The sequence below is a fragment of the Streptomyces sp. SID14436 genome (assembly GCF_010548465.1).
Lineage (GTDB): Bacteria > Actinomycetota > Actinomycetes > Streptomycetales > Streptomycetaceae > Streptomyces.
The window spans coordinates 1-3,661 of record NZ_JAAGMD010000858.1 but is presented as its reverse complement, the minus strand read 5'-3'; the positions used below and the strand labels follow the sequence as shown (position 1 = coordinate 3,661).

Sequence of the window (3,661 nt, the reverse complement as noted above, 5' to 3'; positions counted from 1 at the left end):
CGGGACGGACGACCGCCCCGTGCACCGCCGCGCCAAACCCGCCCCGGGCGAGGCAGGCGGGCTCCACGGGCGCGATGCGGGCGCCGGGCGCGCGGGCAGCAGCCCCGTCAGGGCAGGCGCAGGCTGTCGAGGAAGGGTTCGACGGCGGCGCGCCAGGCGTCGGGCTGGTCGTAGTGGACGAGGTGGCCGGCGTCGGCGACCTCCGCGTAGCGGCCGTGGGGCAGGACGCGGACCATCTCCTGGGCCTCCGCCCGGCCCAGTTCGCCGTCGAGGCCGCGGACCACCAGGGCCGGGCAGCGCACCTGGGTCAGTTCCTCCCAGTGCGCGTCGTAGACCCAGGTCTCGCGGGAGCGGAGCATCTGCTCGGGGTCAAAGACCGGCCGCCAGCCGTCCGGGGCCTCGGCCATCACCTCGGCGTAGAACGCGCCCCGGGCCGGGTTCGGCCGCTCCACCCAGGGGTCGTCCTCGCCGAACCACTTGCGGACGTCGGCGAGCGTGGCGAACGGGACCGGCCAGGCCTTGAACCACGCGTCCCACTCCCGCTGGGAGGCCGCGCCGAGCGCGGAGGCCCGCATGTCGCAGATGACCACCCCGCGCACCAGGTCGGGCCGTTTCGCGGCGAGCTGCCAGGCGGTCAGCGCGCCCATCGCGTGGCCGATGAGGACGGCCGGGCCGAGGCCGAGCTGCTCCAGGGCGGCCTCGGCGTCGTCCACGTAGGCGTCGCGGCTGAAAACGGCCCGCGGGGGCTTCTCGCTGCGGCCGTGGCCGCGCTGGTCGAGGGCGACGGCCCGGTACCGCTCGGACAGCCAGCGGGCGGTGGACGCCCAGTGCGAGGCGCGGCCCATCAGACCGTGCAGTAACAGCACGCCCCCGGCACCCCCGGCACCCCCGGTGCCCTCGCCCCCGTCGTCCCGGTCCGCCGCCGCGGTCTTGGGCGGGTCGCCGAACTCCCAGGCGGCCAGACGTACGCCGTCCGCCCCCGTCACGTCGATGCGTCGCGCCATGGTCCTGGCACCCCCCAAGCTCGCTGCCTGTCGTGCTGTCCTGACGGCCCTGCCGTGATGCTGCTGTCCCGCCGGGCCGCTTCGCGCGTCGTCCGGCGCGCCCGGGGCGCGACCGCTGCCGTCGGCCGCCCACCCGCAGGCTATCGAATGCGTATTCGAAAATACTCTTTCGCCCGGCAACACCCCTCATATGAGTGACACCCCGTCACGATTGGCCGCCGCAACCGAGGGGAGATCTTCATCGGGAGGCGGGCCGCTCGGGGAAATCGGTCCGCCGGGGGTGACCCTGGGAGCTCGGGGCTCCGGGTCAGCACAGGGGAGGACAGGCCCCGGCGCCGTGCGGCGCCGGGGCCCCTCCCGTGGTCACGGCACATCCTCCCGCCCCTCCCCGGCCGGGTGGACCCCCTTACGGCGGCCCGGCCAAGAGCCCTTCAGGTATATGCACCACGCGACAGCCTCGCACGGGAACGGGCCCGGCGCCGCCGTTCCGCGCACCGGCCCCCGGATTCGGCGCGAACCAGCCATCACCCTGCGGCCGACGGGGCGTCAACCTCCGGGCGGGTCAAGGAAGTTGACCGAACCGGAAGGGGGGTGACGCCGCCCGGCCCGCCCCGGCCGGGGGCAGGCCGGCCCGTCTCAGGGCTTGGCGACGAAGACGTGCGAGGCGACGTCCGCCGCCAGCTCGGCGGCCTCGCCGCCGCTGCCCACCAGCACCCCGCCCGCCGACTCCGTCACGCTCACCACGGAACCGGGCTGCACGCCCGCCCGGCGCAGGGTGTACATCAGCTGGGCGTCCGTCTGGATCGGCTCGCCGATCCTGCGCACCACGACCGTCTTGCCCTCGGCACCCGGGTCGAGATCGGCCAGCGAGACCATGCCCTCGTCCAGGAACGGGTCGGCGCCGTCCTTCTCGCCCAGCTCCTCCAGCCCCGGGATGGGGTTGCCGTACGGCGACTCGGTCGGGTGCCGCAGCAGCTCCAGCACCCGGCGCTCGACGGCCTCGCTCATCACGTGTTCCCAGCGGCACGCCTCGGCGTGCACCTGCTCCCACTCCAGCCCGATCACGTCGACGAGCAGGCACTCGGCGAGCCGGTGCTTGCGCATCACGCGTGTGGCCAGGCGGCGCCCCTCGTCGGTGAGCTCCAGGTGCCGGTCGGCCGCGACGGAGACCAGTCCGTCACGCTCCATGCGCGCCACCGTCTGGCTGACCGTCGGGCCGCTCTGGTCGAGCCGCTCGGCGATCCGGGCACGCATGGGGACCACACCTTCCTCCTCCAGCTCGAGGATGGTGCGGAGATACATCTCCGTGGTGTCGATCAGTCCGGACATACGTGCCCCTCGATTAGCTCTGCGATTGGCTCTGCCGGAGGCTGGACGGCTCACCGGCGCATGCGCTGGCCCTGGACTCAATTCTTACGCATCCGGCCGACAACCGGGCCCCGCGGTGCGAACGAGGGGTCCGGCCGGTGGTACCGGGCTCCCCGGCCGCGCGCGACGGGGGCCGCGGACCCGGGCTTCCGCACCGCGGCCGGCGGCCCGCCCACGCCGTATTGACAGCGCACTGGTCCAGACCGCACGGTGATCCGCGACACAGCCACCCCGAAGGGATGCCGCATGAGCGACCGCACGCCGGCCGACCGGTTCCTCGACGCCGCGACGGACCTGCTGCACCGGGTCCGCGACGAGGAGGCCGACGCCATCGCGGCCGCGGGCACCCTGATCGCCGACACCGTGGCGGACGGCGGGCGGCTGTTCGCCTTCGGCGCCGGCCACTCCTCGCTCGCCGCGCAGGACGTCGTCTACCGCGCGGGCGGCCTCGCCCTGATGAACCTGCTGGTGGTCCCCGGCGTCGTCGGGGTCGACGTCATGCCCGCCACGCTCGGCTCCGCCCTGGAACGCGTCGACGGGCTCGCGGCGGCCGTCCTGGACTCCTCCCCGCTGCGCGCGGGAGACGTACTGGTGATCATCTCGCTGTCCGGGCGCAACGCGCTCCCGGTGGAAATGGCGATGAACGCCCGCGCCCTCGGCGTACGGGTCGTCGGGGTCACCTCGGTCGCCTACGCCTCGCAGACCACCTCCCGGCACGTCTCGGGCACGTTCCTGAAGGACCACTGCGACGTCGTGCTCGACTCCAAGATCGCCGTCGGGGACGCGGAGCTGACCCACGACCGCGTCCCGGCGCCCTTCGCCCCCGCCTCCACCGTGGTCACCACCGCGCTGCTCCAGGCCGTCATGGCGACCGCCGCCGCCGGTCTGGCCGACCGCGGCATCGAGCCGCCGCTGCTGCGCTCGGGCAACGTGGACGGCGGCCACGAGTGGAACGGCCGGGTCTTCGAGGAGTACGGCGACCGGATCTTCTACCGCCACTGAACGCCTGCCACCGCCACGGACGGGACTCCGCGCCGGGCGGGAGGTGCTAGGCGTCGCCCACCAGTCCGGCCAGGTCCAGGGCCGTGGCGATGCGCAGGGCGACGTCCTCGGCGTAGAGGGTGTCCGCGCGTTCGAAGGGGGTGCGGCCCGCCCCGCGCAGAAACGTCACGGCACCCAGGGTGCGGCCCCGGCTGCGCAGCACCGTGCACAGGGCGTGCGCGGTGTCCGGCGGCCACTGCCGGGCCACCGCCCACGCGCGCGCCTCGTCGGCCGCGCCCGCGGCGGCC

At 74.7% G+C, this 3,661-nt stretch carries 3 protein-coding genes and 1 pseudogene; 1 reads left to right on the top strand and 3 read right to left on the bottom strand.

What is annotated here, in order from left to right; translation table 11 throughout:
- Positions 1-107: 107 nt before the first annotated feature.
- Entirely contained in the window at positions 108-1,004 is an 897-nt protein-coding gene (locus G3I53_RS31660) for an alpha/beta hydrolase (RefSeq protein WP_164334527.1), read from the bottom strand.
- Between the two features lie 636 nt (positions 1,005-1,640).
- Complete coding sequence (locus G3I53_RS31655; RefSeq protein WP_164334528.1) at positions 1,641-2,333, bottom strand: metal-dependent transcriptional regulator; 693 nt, start codon at positions 2,331-2,333, stop codon at positions 1,641-1,643.
- A gap of 285 nt (positions 2,334-2,618) precedes the next feature.
- Here G3I53_RS31655 and G3I53_RS31650 point away from each other — a divergent pair, with 285 nt between their 5' ends.
- The gene (locus G3I53_RS31650) at positions 2,619-3,374 is read left to right on the top strand and encodes an SIS domain-containing protein (RefSeq protein WP_164334529.1); all 756 of its coding nucleotides are present in this window, start codon (positions 2,619-2,621) and stop codon (positions 3,372-3,374) included.
- A gap of 46 nt (positions 3,375-3,420) precedes the next feature.
- Here the strand turns inward: G3I53_RS31650 and G3I53_RS31645 are convergent.
- Positions 3,421-3,661: pseudogene (locus tag G3I53_RS31645) on the bottom strand (diguanylate cyclase); the annotation flags it as partial.

What these genes read in the sequence shown, in the direction of transcription:
- G3I53_RS31655 (WP_164334528.1), bottom strand. Translation starts at nt 2,333, where the DNA reads ATGTCCGGACTGATCGACACCACGGAGATGTATCTCCGCACCATCCTC.
- G3I53_RS31660 (WP_164334527.1), bottom strand. Translation starts at nt 1,004, where the DNA reads ATGGCGCGACGCATCGACGTGACGGGGGCGGACGGCGTACGTCTGGCC.
- G3I53_RS31650 (WP_164334529.1), top strand. Translation starts at nt 2,619, where the DNA reads ATGAGCGACCGCACGCCGGCCGACCGGTTCCTCGACGCCGCGACGGAC.